At 49.3% G+C, this 428-nt stretch carries 1 pseudogene; it reads right to left on the bottom strand.

Annotated elements, in window-relative coordinates:
• Positions 1–180, bottom strand: a pseudogene (locus EZM41_RS09485) (hypothetical protein); the annotation flags it as partial.
• Positions 181–428: the final 248 nt, after the last annotated feature.

The following is a 428-nucleotide window of genomic DNA, read 5'->3' as shown; positions in this document are numbered from 1 at the left end:
TACCATGATGACCTCTGCCGTATACTGGGCATCCATGTCCATACCTTTAGCTACCACAAAGGCATTTGCCGCTATCGGCATGGCAGAGACCAATACGGTCGTTCGCTCAAGCACCGGAAAGAGAATCTCATCATAAACGGCCACATATTCGGCAAAACTTCCGTTAGTATCGATCCCCACATGGCTCCAACTTCGGCATCTATGATAAAGGCCAATCCTGCAAGAACATCGCTGATGCGCTCTACTTGCCCTTCGCACCACTCTCTTTTACGGCTATTACCCATTGATACATATTCCTCTACAGCCACGAGCAAACCAACCAACTCTTCCCTACCTATTTTGAGCATCCTCCCGATACCGTAGTTGGGGGAAATTCGTCTCAACGATGCGCTCAATTAGGAACCTCTTACCCACCACAAGACCGCTCG

It is taken from the genome of Acetomicrobium sp. S15 = DSM 107314 (genome assembly GCF_016125955.1).
Taxonomy (GTDB): domain Bacteria; phylum Synergistota; class Synergistia; order Synergistales; family Thermosynergistaceae; genus Thermosynergistes; species Thermosynergistes pyruvativorans.
This window is presented reverse-complemented; position numbering and strand designations above follow the sequence as displayed.